Origin of the sequence: Microcoleus sp. Pol12B5, from assembly GCF_036701335.1 — a bacterium.
In the GTDB taxonomy this organism is placed as follows: Bacteria; Cyanobacteriota; Cyanobacteriia; order Cyanobacteriales; family Microcoleaceae; genus Microcoleus.
This window is the reverse complement of sequence record NZ_JAUBQQ010000005.1, coordinates 92,132-108,969: the sequence shown is the minus strand read 5'-3', so window position 1 is coordinate 108,969 and position 16,838 is coordinate 92,132. Positions and strand designations below refer to the sequence as shown.

Below are 16,838 nucleotides of genomic sequence, written 5' to 3'. Positions count from 1 at the left end.
CAACCGAACACAGAATAATAATGAATGTCCGCCACATTAATCTAAACTAGATAATCATAGGTTAACAGCGAGCTAAATAATGTCAACAGCTACTCAAACACCGCAATTAAGCGTAATTATACCTGTATATAATGGCGATCGCTACATCGTACAAGCGGTGGAAAGCACCCTAGGTCAAACTTTTACTAATTTGGAGATTATAGTTGTAGACGATGGTTCCACAGATCGCACGCAGCAAGTATTGCAGCCTTATTTTGACAGAATTCGCTACATATACCAGGAAAATCAAGGAGTAGCAGCCGCTAGAAATATTGCTTGCCAACTAGCACAAGGGGAGTTTTTAGCCTTTCTAGATGCCGATGACTATTTCCGGCCATCCAAGCTAGAGAAACAACTAGCTTGCTTTGACGCTGACCCCACCTTAGATATCGTGCAAACAGGTTGGGTTATCGTCGATGAAACCGGGCGAGAGATTTCTGCTGTCAAGCCTTGGCAGCAAGCGTCTAAATTAGATTTAGAAAGCTTGATTCTATATAAATGCGTGCGACCGAGTGCGATGATGCTGCGCCGAAAGTGGTGGGAAAAATTGGGGGGTTTCGATTCTCAGTTGCCACTAGCAGAAGATTTAGACTTTGCCTTGCGTTTAGCTTTAAAGGGGTGCAAAGCCGTTTGGTTAGAAGAGACACTTACCTGTTATCGCCAGCACAATTCTAATCTCATGTCAAGCGGTTTTCGCGTAATGAAGAATATAGAAATTGTGATGAAAAAATTCTTCGCTCGACCCGATTTGCCTCAGTCAATCCGGCAGTTAAAAAACCCAGAACGCTATCAATGCTTAAAGTGGCTGGCATGGCGGATGTATCGCGACGGTCATCTAACAGAGATGGCCCAGTGTTTAGAAGAGTCATTGCAATATACGCATTTTTCGCCCACAGAAACAGTCTTGAATTGGCTGGAAAGTTTTCAGATGGCTTCTGAAGAATATGGTGAAAATTTTGACGCTTATTCGCTGAGTAAGTTAGCCCAATGGCAAGAAATAATTCAGATGGTGATGGCTAATCCACCCCAATCTCAACAGAGTTCTATTCCCACACCTTCAAAAAGGCAAGCCCACATTCTACTCTACAACACCGACGATCCGGGTGTGGGAGGATTAGCGCAATACAATCATGCCATTCTCTGTCAGTTAGCCTTATTAGGGTATCGAGTCACTTGCGTGCAAACCAAATATTCTAGCCCCTTGCTTGAGCGAGAACGAGAGTTAGGTATAGAGCACTTGTGGCTGGATTTTAGTGGCCATAAAGATTTACAACGGGTGTTAAGAAATACTCAGGATGCACGAGAGCTTTTTGCTAGCAATCAACCGGATATGATTATTTTTAGCGATGGTTGGCCATTTTCCAATTTTGCAGCTAAACAGGTAGTTATTGAAATGGGAATACCATACATGATGGTGATGGGATTAGTTATGCCAGAACACGCAACTTTTGCCTGCGGGGATGTAGTGCCTTATGTAGAAGGAGTGCTCTACCACTGCCTGCAAGCTAGAGCATTGATTGTTGGCGCTTACGAACATTTGAATTTATTGTGCCAACATTTCAAGTTGCCGAAAGAGCGAGGACAAGTGATTTACTTGGGGCGTTCTCCTGAATATTTTGCACCTCCTAATGCTGCGGCTCGTCAACGCCTGCGACAAGAAATAGGAATTCCTGAAGATGCGATTGTCTGTTTCACATCGGCTCGATTGGCATCGATTAAAGGACACCGATATCAGATCGAAGCAATCAAGCAGTTGCAGCAGTCTCCTGTGTGGTCTAAACTGTATTTTGTCTGGGCAGGAACGGGTGAGGGAAGCGCTGATAATGTAGAAATAGAATTGAGGCAAACTACTAAAGAGTTAGGAGTGAGCGATCGCGTGAAGGCGATCGGACAGCGCTGGGATATCCTAGATTGGCTGGATGCTAGCGACATATTCATTTTGACTTCTCTAGCAGATGCAGCACCTTCTCTTGCAGTTATGGAAGCGATGGCTAAGGGATTGCCGGTAGTTGCAACGGCTGTGGGCGGCATTCCTGAAGGGCTTGCCGAGACTGGGAAATTGTTGCCAGATCCGAATACCGATCCAGAGGGAACCGCGAGGGAATTGGCGCAAACTGTAGAAGCTTGGGCAATGAATCCAGAATTACGCCATCAAATCGGTCAAGCTTGCAAGCAGCGGGCCGAGCAAGTGTTTAAAGAGGAACGGATGTTGGCAGAGTCGATGGAGGCGATCGAAAAAGCTTTAGTTTGCGATGATCGCCAAACAGATCCCTTTGTTACTAAAAAAGAGGTGCAGAGGTCAATAGCGAAAATAGAAAACCTGGTCAACTACAGCTCTTTAGTATGGAAGGCTTGGCAGGCTTACTGTGAAAAAGATCAAAGCGAAATGCAGAAGTCGCTTAAAGAATCTTTAAAATACACACCTTTTTTGAATACAGAAACGCTATTAAACTGGGTAGAATATTTTGGCAATTTTTCGTCAGCTAAAGGGCATACTTTAGATACATATTCTCTAATTAATTCAGGAGAATGGCAACAATTAGTCGAGGAAGTACAGGGAATTGAATCTGTATTTTATGCAGGTTAAAATACCAGATTTACCTTCTTAACTTAGAATTCCTTCTTCTTTCTTTTTCCTTCTTCCTGACCTCTATTACATCCGTTTCAGAATCCGTTCCCGAACCATTCCTTATCACAGATAAAATTCATGTCAATTTCAAATCCGACAGCGCGAGTAAGTGTAATTATCCCAGCATATAATGGATCTCGCTATATCGCGCAAGCGGTAGAAAGCGTCATCAGCCAAACCTATAAAAACTGGGAAATTATCGTCGTAGACGACGGCTCAACCGACGACACCCGCCAAGCATTGCAGCCTTATTTTGACAAAATTCGCTATGTTTATCAGGAAAACCAAGGAGTAGCTGCCGCCCGCAACCGAGGAATTGAGGAATCCCGAGGCGAATTAATTGCTTTTTTAGATCAAGATGACTTTTTCTTGTCCGATAAGTTAGCTGGACAAGTTGCGTTATTTGACGCTCAGCCATCACTAGGAATTGTTAATAGTGGCTGGCGAATGGTTAAAGAGCAAGGCGAAAGTATTTTCGATGTCACACCCTGGGAATACTTGCCTCAGCTAGACTTAAAAACCTGGATTGTTTATATGCCCCTACTTCCCAGCGCCATGATGTTTTCGCGGCAGTGGCTGGAACGAGTTGGTGGCTTTGATTCTCAGTATGATTCAGTAGATGATGCCGACTTAATCTTGCGTTTAGCACTATCTGGCTGCGAAGCTGCTTGGTTGCCTCAAGTGACAGTATGCTACCGCCAGCACGGGCAAAATGTGTCCATCCAGAGAGCGCTAAAACAGGCTAACCTTAGTATTAAGTTAAAGCAAAATTTATTCAGTAGATCCGACTTGCCAGAGGACATCCGCCCATTAGAAAAGCAGGCTTTTTATGAAGCTCTGACATGGATGGCGTGGCAACTTTACTACAGCGGTTATCCGGCAGAAATGACTGAGTATTTGCAAAAATCTTTGGATTATACCCCGTCCTCGCTGACACTAACTATAATAGATTGGGTAAAGCGCCTTATCGGAATTTCTAACACCTACGGCTGCCCAATTGATGGCCTGGCTCTCAGAAAAATACCTGAATGGAAACAGTTAATGGCTAGGATAATTCCTCCCCAAAAAGTGCGTGTCAGTGTCATCATTCCGGCTTACAACTGCGAGCGCTACATTGTCAGAGCCGTAGAAAGTGTTCTCAGCCAGACTTATGAAAACTGGGAAATTATTGTCGTAGACGACGGCTCAACTGACAACACTCGCAAAGTTTTAGCACCTTACCTCGATTTAATTCAATATATCTATCAAGATAATCAAGGAGCAGCCATTGCTCGAAATCATGCTTGTAAGTTAGCCAAAGGGGAGTTTTTAGCTTTTCTAGATGCTGACGACTTCTTCTTACCAGAAAAACTAGAAAAACAAGTAGCTTGCTTTGACGCTGAACCCACATTAGATATGGTGCAAACAGGTTGGGTTATTGTTGACAAAAACGAGCAAGGCCTCTATGGAGTAAAGCCTTGGGAAGAAGCACCCAAATTAGATTTAGAAAGTTTTGTTTTGTACAAATCCGTGCGTCCCAGCGCCATGATGCTGCGGCGAGAGTGGTGGGAACGCTTGGGGGGTTTCGATCATCGCTTGCCGCCAACCGAAGATTTAGATTTTGTCCTACGTTTAGGTTTAAAAGGCTGCAAGTCAGTTTGGTTAAAAGAGATATTAACCTGCTATCGTCAGCACGAAAGCAATATCATGTCTAACGGCTCCAAATTAATGAAAAATACGGAAATTTTGATGGAGCAATTTTTCGCGCGGCCAGACTTACCTCCGCACATCCGTGACTTGAAACGCGCGGAACGTTACAAGTGTTTCGTATGGATAGCATGGCGGATGTACCGCGATGGATATTTGGCAGAAATGGTCGAATGTCTGGAAAAATCTCTGTATTATACTCATTTGACAGGCACTGAAACTGTTTTTAATTGGCTGGAAACTTTTAAGGGGGTTTCAGAACAGTACGGCTACAACTTTGATGCCTATGCCTTAACCAATTTACAGGAATGGCAAGACATAGTGGCGATCGCAGCGAACAATCCTTATCAGTTCCAATCGACCGCCAGTTCGCTTTCTCGGCAGCAGACAAAGCACGTACTCCTGTACACAGAAGACTCAGGAGTCGGCGGTTTGGCTCAGTTTAACCACTCCCTGATGTGTAAATTAGCTGCCGATGGCTACCGAGTAACCAGCGTTCAAAGTCAAGCTTCTAACCCTTTAATTACCGAACAAAAAAAACTAGGTATTGAACATATTTGGCTAGAGTTCGACACGATGAAGGAGTTTTTACGAATTGCTTACAACTTAGATGATGCTCAAAAGATTTACGCCCAGGCTCGACCGGATTTAATTATATTTAGTGACGGCTGGCCGATGGCTAACTTTGCAGCTAAACAAGTTGCGATCGAGCAAAATATACCGTACATAATCAGTCTGGGTTATATCAATCGCAATTATGAGACCTTCGATCGCGGCGATCAAATTCCCTATTTCGATGCAGTTGCCTACCAGTACATGGTAGCCAAAGCAGCAGTAGCAGTTTCCCACGAGAATTTAAACTTGTTTCAAAGTCTATTTAAAGCACGTCTCGAACGGGGAAAAGTAATCTATTATGGCAGACCAAATAGTTATTTTGAGCCGCAGAATCTTTCAAGTCGCCAACGCCTGCGTCAAGAACAAGGAATCCCCGAAAATGCTGTTGTTTGTTTTACGGCGGCGAGATTGACTCCAATCAAAGGATATCAGTATCAATTGCAGGCGATCGCCCAATTGAAAAATAGTCCGATTTGGTCGCAAATTTACTTTGTTTGGGCCGGGCCTGGGTCTACTACTCACGACAATATGGAACCTGAATTAAGAGCAACTGTGAGCCAATTAGGAGTAGAAGAACAGGTGAAATTCTTAGGACAGCGCTGGGATATTGCCGATTGGCTCGACGCCAGCGACATCTTTATTTTATCTTCCGAAGCTGAGGGAATGCCGCTAGCAATTATGGAAGCAATGGCGAAAGGATTGCCCGTAATTGCCACAGCCGTCAGCGGTATTCCCGAAGAATTGGGAGATACGGGAAAGCTACTACCCGATCCTACAATCCATCCAGCAGGAACAGTAAAAGAGTTGGTAGAAACGCTCGAAATATGGGCAGAAAATCCCGAAGCGCGCAGGCTGGCAGGACAAGCGTGCAAAGCGCGAGCCCAAGAACTATTCAAAGAAGAACGGATGCTTCGGGAATATGGAGAAATAATTGAACAGGCATTTGTAAGTGACGATGAGAGCGACAGTTTCTCTATTAGTCCGAAACTCAAAAAGCAGGTACAGCAAGTGGATAGCCTGGTGAAATACTATTATTTAGTGTGGAAAGCTTGGGAGGCTTACGATCGGGGACATATGTCCGAGATGGTGAATAATTTGCAATCTGCTTGGGCTTGCACACCTTATTTTACCACAGAAACTATCTTTGATTGGGTGAAAAATTTTGGTATTTTAGCTGCGGAAAAAGGAGTTACGTTCGATACCAACGAGCTGATTAACTCGCGTTCGTGGCAACAAGTGATAGAATCAATACAGGGTTTTGAAGTGTTGTCATCCGTTCGTTAAAACTGAGTTATTGCAGCATTCTTAGGAACGAGCAAGATGCCCATTCTATTAAACACCAACTACAGAAAAATATGCAACTTACATTCAAGTTCCCACGTATTAATAAACTGTTGCCAATTGGTTTAGCTATTGTCACTGTTCTGTTAATAGCCTATTTGGGACAGCCAAGAGCGATCGCCCAACTGCGATCGAACGTGACAGTAGATTTTGGACAGCCAGCCACCGGTACAATTTCCATGAGTGGCATCCTGCACGGAATCGACACTGCCAAACCACCGGATAGCTCGATAAAACCCTTGCAGCCGAAACTTTGGCGGGCGGGGAGACTCGATATTTACGATCGAGTCATCGCCAGCGGAGCCGAGTTTCAGTTAGTAGTCAGCGATTTGTGGGGCTACGGTAGCAATCCCAATGGGTGGCCTTATCAAAACTACCCTGCATGGGAAGCATTCATCCGACAGTTAGCCCAGCAAAATAAAGGCAAAAAAATTATTTGGGATGTATGGAATGAACCCGATTTAAAAAATCCGTTTTGGAATGGAAGCAGAGAACAATTCTTTGAAACTTACAAAAGAGCTTACAAAATATTGCGGGAAGAACTGGGGCCGTCAGCAATGATTGGCGGGCCAAGCCTCGGCCGCTACAGCAAAGAATATCTTGCCGCTTTTTTGAATTACTGCAAGGCTAACAAACTTGAAGTAAACTTCCTCTCATGGCACGAACTTAACGACACGATGATTTTATTTGTTGACGATCACGTAATTGAGGCTAAACGCAATTTTCAGCAAAGTCCATTTTACAATGAACTGAAATTGCAAAAAATTTACGTCAATGAAATTGTGGGGAACTTAGCGCAGTACCAGCCGGGGGAAATCTTAGGTTATTTGTATAACTTAGAGTATGCAAAAGCTGACGGTGCTTGCAGAGCTTGTTGGGAGAGTAAAGGGCCAAATAAAGTTAGCAATTGCTTCAACAATACGCTGAGTGGGATGGTCACGCCGAATACTTTTGAGCCAAGAGCAGCTTGGTGGACTTACAAAGCTTATGCTGAGGGAGTTAATTCGCGGGTGAGGAGTTGGTCAAATAACAATCGCCTTGTCGCTTTAGCCAGCAAGTCAAATCTTGAAGGTAAAGCACAGATACTTTTAGGTTATTTCGACCCCAATTTTTCCTCAGCAACAACGGTAACATTAAGCATCGGGAATTTGGAACAGCTAGGTATTCAAAGGGGTCAGAAAATCACTCTAAAATTAGAAAAAATTCCCAACAATGAAGAAGGAGCCGTGCAAAAGCTTGTCACCGTTAAAGAAGAACAAGTTTTGGTTGGTAGCGGCAGCTTAGCTTATGTTATCCCTAATTTCAACGTCCACGAAGGCTACTTATTGACGGTTAGCAAGTGAGCTAGCTATCCTATTGAATTGTGGATAACTTGTAGGACACGGCACTACCGTGTCCTTACAAATATATAGCCGCATTCTTACAAATATATAAAGTTTAGCTGGGACTTGTCAAAGACTTTTGAACGGATTCCAACCATTCTCTGACTGTTTGATTTTCGGATTGGGGGTCGTAGTAACACCCTAATTCATCGAGGATGAATGCTTCTAAATCGGCTGGGACGATCGGCATTTCTAACAATTGGCTGAGTTCTTGCGATGCAGCTTCAACACTTTCGGGCGGTTCGCTGCTGCGGTAGTTGTTCACTACATCGCTGGGAGTGTCAGCTTCTAACGGCCAGTCTTGGTGAAAGTATGAACTGAAAAATTGGGTTAAATGAGGAAATTGATTGATCATTGGGGATAGGCTGTGAGAATAAAGTATCCGGGAGGTAATTTGGCGCTGCGCTGAAGGACGATTCTCAGGCGAGATGTTGAAGTTGCTTTGGATGCGCGGCGACGTAGAGTAATGCCAATTATTCTGTTGGCGTTGTAGTCGATCGTATAACGATTGCCTCGACTTTTCACCCAGGAGTCGATCGCACTTTGATTTCTGTTCATTGCTTCTGCAATAGCCGCTTCGGCGACAGAACGATCAGTAAAAGAAGATGCTGCAGAAATTCTCGTTTCGCTTGCGAGTCGCTGTGCTAGTTGTGCTGCTGTTTTACCAACGTGTCTCTCTAAAGTGTGGCCTCCTGCTGATTCGTGAAAGTCTAATCCGCCGCCCGGTATGTTCGGAACAAAAGCTAGGGTGGTTGGTGCTATAGTTGAGCCTTCCGGTGCAACAACCGTGGCATAAACACCAGGTATTGCCGATTGGAATAATATAATTATTGAGGCGATCGCACAGAGGATACCTAAAAACTTTTTTAGGCGATCGAGTTGATTTTTCATTGCTTTTGAATCTATTTCTTATATTTAGTATAGGTATTTGCTGTTTTTTTGTCTATTTATTAATCGACTCTTAATAAGTTAAAAATTGCGCTGTATTCAAATATACTGTCCGCAGGACCCACCCTACTGTTAGTTAGAAATTGCGCGCAGCATTCAAATACGCGGTGCGGTCGCGCGTACCCTAGAATTATTTATAAGAGTTCGTGATTTCTGCGGTTTACAAAGCTTCACTCACTATGAGAAAATGTTAATAATTCTTTGAAAAAACTCCTGATGATTGATGATAAATTAATTTATCATCTTTAAAAATGTGACAAAATGCAAGTAGTTATCCTAGCCGGCGGTCTCGGTACTCGTCTCAGAGAAGAAACAGAATTTCGTCCCAAACCCTTAGTTGAGGTGGGGGGGCATCCGATTATTTGGCACATCATGAAAATCTATGCACACTACGGTTTCCAAAACTTTATTGTGTGCTTGGGCTATCGCGGCAACATGATTAAAGAATATTTCCTTAATTATGAAGCCATGAACAATGACTTTACTATCTGTCTGGGACGCCAAAATATCATCACTTATCACGAGGAACATCTCGAACAAGATTTTAAGGTGACACTGGCTGAAACTGGCGCAGCAAGCATGACAGGAGGCCGGGTCAAACGGATAGAAAAATATATCGATCGCGAGAATTTCATGGTGACATACGGCGATGGAGTAGCTGATGTCGATATTGACGCCTTGATGGATTTTCACAAGTCTCACGGGAAGCTGGCAACTGTCACTACATTTCGCCCGATTTCTCGCTTTGGAATTTTGGAGGTAGACAGCGATAGCCGCGTAGTTCAATTTACTGAAAAACCTCAAATCGACGGCTGGATCAGTGTTGGATATATGATATTTAACCGCCGGGTATTTGAGTATTTGGGGGGAGATGATTGTATTTTAGAACAAGAGCCGATGCAGCGTTTGGCCGCAGACGGGCAATTGATGGCTTACCGTCATGATGGGTTCTTCTTTGCGATGGATACTTTTCGAGAATACAAGTATTTAAACGAACTTTGGGATGAAGGCAAGGCTCCTTGGAAAGTGTGGAAATGAGTGAGTTTGGGAGCGAGACTTTAGGCTCGCTCCACAATAATTTGAAGAAAAATAAGGCAGATTCTACGTTTATTAAGCACACCCCGTGAGCGACGGAGTAGTAGGGACACGGCAGTGCCGTGTCCCTACCTCTGCTATAAAATAATTATAAAAAATGGATTCCCAAGATATTCTCAACAGTACAGAAACTTACCTACAAAAGTGCGTTGCACCTCACGCGGAAATTATCGACAGCGACTCGGAAGCGCTGAAAACCGCAGTTGCTGAATTGGAATATCGATCGCTCTTAGCATTGCGAGTTCCCCAAAAATGGGGAGGTGTCGAAGTTGAACCGGAGAGTTTTTACCAATATCAAGAATTGACGGCTCGATATTCCGGCGCTTTGTCTTTCCTGCAAACTCAGCACCACAGCGCAACTGCCATGCTTGCCAACAGCGAAAATGAAATGCTAAAAAGCAGATACTTGCCCGCGATCGCCCAAAAAGAGTTACGCTTGGGTATTGGGTTTTCGCATTTAAGGCGATCGGGCGATCCGGCTGTCACCGCAACTCCCACAAAATCGGGCTATTTACTGTCAGGAAAAGTTCCTTGGGTAACAGGTTTTCGCTTGTTTCAAAAGTTTATTGTAGCTGGGGTACTTCCTGACAATCGCGCAGTTTTCGGTTTAGTGCCTTTTGCCAATATTGAACGCGAATCGGGTAAAATAGTTTGTAGCGAAATCATGCAGTTAATCGCCATGAATTCGACTAATACTGTGACAGCCACTCTCGATAATTGGTTGCTGGATGAATCGGAAATAATTTCAATTAAACCTGTAGGCTGGATTTCGGAAAACGACAGCAAAAATATACTGAATTTTGTTCCGGCTACTTTTGGCTGTATTCGAGCCGGATTGGATGTAATTGCAGCAGCGGCGGCTGCTAAGAATTCACCTTTTATAACGGCGGCTTGCCAAAAACTAGAGCAAAAGCTCGATCGGCTAAAACAGAATTTCCCACAATCTCAACATAGCTCGAAAGCAGAACAATTAGCGCTGCGATCTCAAGCCATTGATTTAGCCGTGCGTTGCGGGCACGCGGCGGTTGCAGTTTCTAGCGGTGCTGCTAACGGTGTGCTACACCCGGCCGGGAGAGTTTATCGAGAAGCTTTGGTGTATACTGTTTCCGGGCAAACCAAGGATGTGATGGAAGCAACGCTCGATCGACTAATCGAATTTTAGATTTTAGATTTTAGATTGAGTTCGCAGAAGGTCAAAAACTCAACTGTGTTTAATAAATAATAAATATATTTAACCTAATGACAAACAACTTTAAGTCAAATAACTTAAAAACGATCGCCTACAGCAAAATTGTAGACTTAACCCATGCAATTCACCCAAATATTCCCATTTGGCCAGGAGATCCAGCGACAGAAATTGCCACAGTAGCTCAAATAGAAACAGACGGGTATTTCCTGCGAAAATTCTCGATGGGAGAACACAGCGGCACTCACATCAACGCACCCAACAGCTTTTATGTAGGAGGCGCCAGCATTGATAATTATTCCCCGCAGTCGCTCGTTGTGCCGGCAATTGCGATCGACATCCGAGAGCAAAGTCTTGCCAATCCCGACTACACTTTAACAATTGATGATATATTGGCTTGGGAACGGCAGCACAAACTTATAGAACCGGGACATCTAGTTTTATTGTATACTGGCTGGCAAAAAAAATGGGATAATCAGGGAGCATTTTTTAACCGAGACGATCGCGGAATTTGCCACTTTCCCGGATTTAGCAAAGCAGCAACTCAATTTTTGCTATATGAACGCTCGATAGCGGGAATTGGAACCGATACCCACGGAGTCGATACCGGGCAAGATGAAAGTTTTGCGGTTAACAGATTGGTATTGGAAAAGCAGCGAATAGTGCTGGAAAATCTGGCAAATCTTGACTTGTTACCTGCGGCTAACATCACTTTAGTTATCGGAATCTTACGTCTTTTGGGAGGTTCGGGCTCGCCTGTGTCGGTGTTAGCTTTTGTGGCTTAGTGCGGTCAAACTTACATCTTGTACCATTCTCAAGAACAGGCAAGATGCCTGTTCCACAAAGAGTGAATTTTCTTGTGGAACAGGCATCTTGCCTGTTCCTAAATAGGTAATTGAGAATGGTGCCATATTTCAGGTAAAATTAGATAGAGAGAAGTCGAGTAAAAACAATAAGATTAATGACAGAACTGCCCAAGGATCTCAACGAGGCGATCGCCCAATCCCGCATTGCCACCGCCGCTGCCCTCTCGGACGGCAAAAATCTACTGCAAGTCGAATTAGTATTTCCAGAAATCGCCCTGCAAGCACAGTCTATCACCCTCCAATTCCTCCCAGAATTTGAGGAAATCTACCCCGGAGTAAAAGTCTTTTTTCCCGACACCGGTGCGGCAGCCCTCGCGCGCCGCGACTGGGGAGAAACACCGTTTAAAGTCACTGATTTGGGTAGCAGTCGCACCCCTGTTGAAGATAAAATATCACCGGAAGATCAACTTTTCCTTTTGATCAATCCAGCAGCCGTAGAAGTTGCCCAAGTCGAAAAAATTTACATAGCTGCGGCCGGTCGCCCAGTAATTCTACTCAACCCGCGCTTGGAAGATGTTGCCACCATAGGTATAGGCTATGCGGGCCGCCAATTGCGCGATCGATTCCTCAGCAAAATTGAATCCTGCTACTATATCAGACCCCTAGACACTGCTGCTTTATTCCGCTGCTACCCCCAATCCTGGCAAGTGTGGCTGGAAACAAACGACGAATACGAACTAATTTCTGAAACCGCCCAAAAACCTGTCGGAGACGATTTAGAGCGGATTTTAGCCGGTTCTCTGCCAAGCGCCGATCCTGACTCCACCACACCTGCCAAACCCTTAAAAAAGAAAGGTTTTTTGGCAGAACTCCAGACATTTCTCAAAGCTTTGACTCAGTGACCATCGTTAAGGCTCGATCGTATTTTACGGTGTGTCAGCTAGGATTATTTTCGACTTAATCCGTCGGCTAATCGCTGATGCACCCTAAAGAGTCAAATAACTCAAATCTTTGTCTCAGTAACAGCAGTTGCAGAAGCAGAATTAGCAGCTTGCCTGTGTTTCTATCAGTAGCTACGCAAACAGCTACTGGTGAGCTTTACAGAATCTTTATAAAAAGCAGTATAATGGGTGAGACCCCTCCACCGTAAAAGAGGGGAGGCAAATAACAGCAAAATCAGATGCTATAAGCTAGAGATGGGGCTTTTGAGTCAGGGAAGCGGATAAACACAATGGAGCACCGGCGCATTGTTATCGGGGACGTACACGGGCATTACGACGGGTTAATGACCCTGCTAGAGGCACTTGCCCCCAGCTCGAACGATCGCGTCTATTTTTTGGGAGACTTAATCGATCGTGGCCCCAAAAGCGCTCAGGTATTAGATTTTGTGCAGCAAAGCCCCTACCAAACTCTGTTGGGCAACCACGAACAACTGATGCTGGAGGCTTTGTCGGGGACGCCGATGGATATGCGAGCGTGGCAATCTTGGCTCTACAGTGGCGGCGATGCGACAGTAGCAAGCTACAGAGATACAGGGATGATGCCGTACAAACACTTAGAGTGGCTGCGATCGCTCCCTACGTACCGGGACTTAGGGGACATCTGGCTGGTTCACGCGGGCGTTGACCCCCATCTGTCGATCGATGAACAGTCGATCGAACAACTGTGTTGGATTCGCAGGGAATTTCACACCATGTCGAAACCCTATTTTCCCAATAAATTAATTATCACGGGTCACACGATCACCTTTACCTTTCATGGGGTCAGACCGGGCGAATTAGTCAGGGGCGAAGGGTGGTTGGATATTGACACGGGTGCTTATCATCCCAAAAGCGGCTGGCTGACAGGATTTGACCTCAGCTACCGCAGAGTTTATCAAGTAAATGTATTTAACCATCAAGTCCGAATTTTGCCGTTTGACGAAGTTGTTCGGCAATTGAAGCCGCAGCCGATTCCACCCCCGCAAGCTGCGATCGATTATGTTGTTCAACAGCAGTGTTAAATCTATTTGTAGTTTTAGGGTATGTCCGCTTAAGTCCGATCTCTTAAACCGAAATTAACTTGCTGCTGACTTACCCTAGTAACTGGATTTATTTTTTAACGAACCGCGAAGACGCGTTAGCGAAGCGGCGCGTTAGCGAAGCGTCGCGAAGTAAGAAAAGAGAAGAGAAGAGATTGCCTGACTGATTTACATTTCTACGAGCCCAAAAGCCTGCGGATTTCTAGCCTGTAATCCTCATTATTCAAACCTTCGCCGCTAGCAAGATCCGGATCTATAGCCTGTGAAATAGCAGCAATACGATCGCCAGTTGCCGGGTGAGTGCTCAAAATGCTAGGAGGAGAAGGCTTGTTGAGCAACTTTTTCATAAAATCAACCATCCCAGATTGAGCGTAGCCCGCTCGCCCCATAGTTTGCAATCCCAACTGATCCGCTTCATACTCAGCTTGGCGACTGTGGGGGCGCCGCAAAGCCAATTCTACCCCAATCTGAACCGCCTGAGATCGATCGAGCCCTGTCGCCGAAGCTACACCAGAAGCTATGGCCATTTGACGCATTTGTTTAATTGCGTGGCGAGCATTAATGTGAGCGATTTCGTGGGCGATCACACTTGCCAATTCGGCCTCATTGTCCGCCGCCGCCATCAAACCTTTATTCACATAAACAAAACCGCCCATTGTCGCAAAAGCATTAATATTGTCGTCGTCAATCACTTGAAAAGTATAAGGAATATCGGGGCGAGTGCTTTCTTGAGCGAGTCGTTGACCGATGCGGTTGATATATTCTGTAGTGTCCCGATCGCGGTCAATCTTAAACTCGCTGTTCGTTAACTGCTGATTAATTTGTTGGCCAATAGCCACCTCTTGTCGATCGGACATATTCGACAATTGAATAACTTGAATGCCCCGAAAAATCAGTTCAGGCAAAGAAAATGCTTGAGTGGGTTCCGGGGAAACCACCCAGATACCTGCAGCCACAATCAGGGACAGAAACAGATAAATCCCCCGGCCACAAGTATGCCGGCAAGTCAACCAAAAACTTTTTAACATGAGTGATAGGTGCCAGAAGTTAGATAAAATTGTAGGAAAAACTCGAAAAGTCACTAAATAGGCAGACGTAATTTGAGGCTGCTTAGTTGCTATTCTAGCTTTTTGTCAATTTTTAACGGCGCCACCAGCTTATGGGCGATCGAGCCAAGGCCAACCAACCGCCGTCAACTGCCTTCTGGGTTAAGTGCCCCAGTCATGCGGATTTTGGGCGATCGTTGTGGTAATATCTTTTAGCTTCATGACTTACGAATCAATAAAGTATGTCATTGCCAGCGGTAGCTCAGCAATAGCAGCATCTGTTTTTCATCGATGTCTGCGTAAGTCCTGAGCTTGTAAACATACTCCTGTCGCTATCAGTATAATAGGCGATTATGAAAATTTTAGATTCTCAAGGCCGACTGTTCGGCAAACTCAGCATTCTAGACGTAGCTGCCGCTCTGATCGTACTGCTAGTTGCAGTCGGAATCTTCTTCTTTCCCGGCACTTCTGGCGGTTCCGTAGCCCAAGTCGGCACCAGTATCAAACCTGTAGAGATTGATGCAATTGCGATCGGTCTCAAAGGAACAAACGTTCAAGATTTGTTCAAACCAGGTGATAAAATCAATGTGGTGATCCGCAATCAACCCTCCGGTCAGATTACCATCAAATCTGTCAAAACTCTCACCAGAACCCTAGCAGTTCCTCAGCCCAACGGCACTCTGAAAGCTCTCCCCGATCCAAGAGAAGAAGAAGCTTTCAGCAAAAATATGATGTTTACCTTAGAGGGAAAAGGTCAACTTACTGAAAATGGCCCGGTTTTAGGTAATACGAAAGTCAAAATTGGCACTACGCTAGAGCTTGAAGGTAACAAGTACATTTTCAACGCCAGCGTTATCGACGTGCGAGTAAAAGAATAATTAGTAGTCAGTAGTCAGTAGTCAGTAGTCATTGCTAATGGGGAAGAGGGAATTCCTTCTTCCTTCTTGCTTTTTCCTGACATCCGTTACATCTTGTACATTGCTCGTTGCCGAACTTCTTTACCCTTCCGAAAGCAATTTTAAGTATTGCCGAATTAAGCCAATCGTGACAGCGGGAATTTCTAACTGCGGAGTCAAACCTACGTTTTCCAGAGGTTGAAAAACTTTGATTGCTTCGGGGTTGAGATTTGCCAACCGCTGGCCGATATCGGGCCCGGTAAACTGCGATTTTTCTCCCCAAATAATCGCTGTCGGCGTTGTTAGCTGAGTGATGTACAGCGACAAGTCAAAGCACAAATCTCCCCGCACAAAAGACAGGGCGGCATATTCTGCATTTGGTTCCAAAGCAGATGCGAGGTAAGCGTCAACAATTTCTTGGTAAACGCGGCGGGAATCGGCAAATTGACGTTGTTCTAGGAAGCTACGGATGCCGCCGTCTGTGGCGATTCCGGTACTGTAGAGCAAGCGATCTAATATCGGCGTGTTGACTAGCTTAGCGAAGAAACTTGTGCCGTAATCTTGTCCGAAATCCGACAAACCGCTGGGTATGGTCAAAATTAGGGATTTGAAGAGATCCGGCCGTGCGATCGCAGCTCGAATCGCGATCGCCCCTGTTAGCGAAGATGCAATCACCTCTGTCGGACTGCCGCAAGTTTTTTCGAGAAATTCGCTCAAAATTGTGATATAATCTTCAACCTGATAATTTCTTGCCGGATGTTCCGATCGCCCCCAACCGATTAAATCCGGTGCTAAAATTCGATATTCTGCCGCAAAAGCCGGATAAACTTTCGACCATTCGTAGGCACTCGACCCGCCACCAAAACCGTGAAAAAATACTAAGTTCGGCTTATTTTCCGAAGTTGAGGTCGGCAACCCCATCCAAGGCATTTTTTCAGCAGTGTAGTAGACCATTCTGCCGAGAGAAGTAACTATTGATCGCTGACCGAAGCCGAGGGGTACAAGCATAAACTAACCTTAATCGCTGTTATATTTTAGATTCTTTTCCATCGCCCCGTCTTTGTTTAAAAAACTTGCAAAGCTGGTGGCGTTTTTGTAAAGATTGAGTAATGATTTAAATCTATTTTAGTACAGGTGAAGCGTGAAACT

At 44.8% G+C, this 16,838-nt stretch carries 13 protein-coding genes; 9 read left to right on the top strand and 4 right to left on the bottom strand.

The window, feature by feature from the left end:
- Positions 1 to 79 precede the first annotated feature (79 nt).
- The 3 genes from QUA24_RS04790 to QUA24_RS04780 all read left to right on the top strand — a co-directional run bounded on the left by QUA24_RS04790 (position 80) and on the right by QUA24_RS04780 (position 7,653).
- The gene (locus QUA24_RS04790; RefSeq protein ID WP_333227639.1) at positions 80 to 2,626 is read left to right on the top strand and encodes a glycosyltransferase; all 2,547 of its coding nucleotides are present in this window, start codon (positions 80 to 82) and stop codon (positions 2,624 to 2,626) included.
- A 120-nt stretch (positions 2,627 to 2,746) separates the two neighbouring features.
- Positions 2,747 to 6,253 (top strand): glycosyltransferase, encoded by a 3,507-nt coding sequence (locus QUA24_RS04785; protein WP_333227637.1) that lies wholly within the window; start codon positions 2,747 to 2,749, stop codon positions 6,251 to 6,253.
- Between the two features lie 71 nt (positions 6,254 to 6,324).
- Entirely contained in the window at positions 6,325 to 7,653 is a 1,329-nt protein-coding gene (locus tag QUA24_RS04780) for a GH39 family glycosyl hydrolase (RefSeq protein WP_333227635.1), read from the top strand.
- Between the two features lie 94 nt (positions 7,654 to 7,747).
- Here QUA24_RS04780 and QUA24_RS04775 read toward each other — a convergent pair whose 3' ends face one another.
- Positions 7,748 to 8,047, bottom strand: a complete 300-nt coding sequence (locus QUA24_RS04775; protein ID WP_333227634.1) for a contact-dependent growth inhibition system immunity protein — start codon at positions 8,045 to 8,047, stop codon at positions 7,748 to 7,750.
- Complete coding sequence (locus QUA24_RS04770) at positions 8,044 to 8,583, bottom strand: RNase A-like domain-containing protein (RefSeq protein ID WP_333227632.1); 540 nt, start codon at positions 8,581 to 8,583, stop codon at positions 8,044 to 8,046. Before QUA24_RS04770 ends, QUA24_RS04775 begins: the two co-directional genes overlap by 4 nt.
- A gap of 318 nt (positions 8,584 to 8,901) precedes the next feature.
- Between QUA24_RS04770 and rfbF the strand changes: the two genes are divergently transcribed.
- From rfbF to QUA24_RS04745, 5 genes are all read left to right on the top strand, one after another.
- The gene (gene rfbF / locus QUA24_RS04765) at positions 8,902 to 9,678 is read left to right on the top strand and encodes a glucose-1-phosphate cytidylyltransferase (RefSeq protein WP_333163238.1); all 777 of its coding nucleotides are present in this window, start codon (positions 8,902 to 8,904) and stop codon (positions 9,676 to 9,678) included.
- A gap of 154 nt (positions 9,679 to 9,832) precedes the next feature.
- Entirely contained in the window at positions 9,833 to 10,897 is a 1,065-nt protein-coding gene (locus QUA24_RS04760) for an acyl-CoA dehydrogenase family protein (RefSeq protein WP_333227630.1), read from the top strand.
- A gap of 77 nt (positions 10,898 to 10,974) precedes the next feature.
- Positions 10,975 to 11,706 carry a cyclase family protein gene (locus tag QUA24_RS04755; RefSeq protein WP_333227628.1) on the top strand — a complete coding sequence of 244 codons (732 nt, stop codon included), beginning with the start codon at positions 10,975 to 10,977 and terminating at the stop codon, positions 11,704 to 11,706.
- Positions 11,707 to 11,882: 176 nt separating this feature from the next.
- Positions 11,883 to 12,629: a DUF1995 family protein gene (locus QUA24_RS04750; protein ID WP_333227626.1), complete on the top strand. Its 747-nt coding sequence runs from the start codon at positions 11,883 to 11,885 to the stop codon at positions 12,627 to 12,629.
- A gap of 329 nt (positions 12,630 to 12,958) precedes the next feature.
- Positions 12,959 to 13,729, top strand: coding sequence for a metallophosphoesterase family protein (locus QUA24_RS04745; protein ID WP_333227624.1), 771 nt, complete (start codon positions 12,959 to 12,961; stop codon positions 13,727 to 13,729).
- A gap of 194 nt (positions 13,730 to 13,923) precedes the next feature.
- Here QUA24_RS04745 and QUA24_RS04740 read toward each other — a convergent pair whose 3' ends face one another.
- The gene (locus QUA24_RS04740) at positions 13,924 to 14,775 is read right to left on the bottom strand and encodes a M48 family metallopeptidase (protein ID WP_333227622.1); all 852 of its coding nucleotides are present in this window, start codon (positions 14,773 to 14,775) and stop codon (positions 13,924 to 13,926) included.
- Positions 14,776 to 15,146: 371 nt separating this feature from the next.
- Here QUA24_RS04740 and QUA24_RS04735 point away from each other — a divergent pair, with 371 nt between their 5' ends.
- Positions 15,147 to 15,671, top strand: a complete 525-nt coding sequence (locus tag QUA24_RS04735) for a DUF4330 domain-containing protein (protein WP_333165398.1) — start codon at positions 15,147 to 15,149, stop codon at positions 15,669 to 15,671.
- Between the two features lie 120 nt (positions 15,672 to 15,791).
- Here QUA24_RS04735 and QUA24_RS04730 read toward each other — a convergent pair whose 3' ends face one another.
- Positions 15,792 to 16,697: an alpha/beta hydrolase gene (locus tag QUA24_RS04730; protein WP_333227620.1), complete on the bottom strand. Its 906-nt coding sequence runs from the start codon at positions 16,695 to 16,697 to the stop codon at positions 15,792 to 15,794.
- Positions 16,698 to 16,838: the final 141 nt, after the last annotated feature.